Here is a 458-nt window from a genome sequence, read left to right on the forward strand (position 1 = left end):
GCGGCGATCTGCGCTTCGAAGCCGGAGGTCTTCGCGCACAACGTTGAAACCGTGCCCCGGATTTTCAAGCGGATCCGGCCCGCGTTCCGGTACGAGAGGTCACTGGATGTCATCACCCAGGGCCGGAACCTGGGCATGGTGACCAAGTCCAACCTGATCCTGGGTATGGGCGAGACCCGCGAGGAGATCTCCGAGGCGCTGCGGGACCTGCACGAGGCCGGCTGTGACCTGATCACCATCACCCAGTACCTTCGACCGTCCGAGCGGCACCTGCCGGTGGACCGCTGGGTCAAGCCGCAGGAGTTCGTGGACCTCCAGGATGAGGCCAAGGAGATCGGCTTCCTCGGCGTCATGTCCGGACCCCTGGTCCGTTCCTCCTACCGGGCCGGCCGGCTCTGGGCCACCGCGATGCGCAAGAAGGGCTGGGAAATCCCCGCCCAGCTCGCCCACATCGAGTC

General features: G+C 66.2%; 1 pseudogene. It reads left to right on the forward strand.

From position 1 onward, the window contains the following. A pseudogene (locus tag QK290_RS18555) lies at window positions 1–458 on the forward strand (lipoyl synthase); the annotation flags it as partial.

It is taken from the genome of Pseudarthrobacter sp. AL07 (genome assembly GCF_029960665.1).
In the GTDB taxonomy this organism is placed as follows: Bacteria; Actinomycetota; Actinomycetes; order Actinomycetales; family Micrococcaceae; genus Arthrobacter.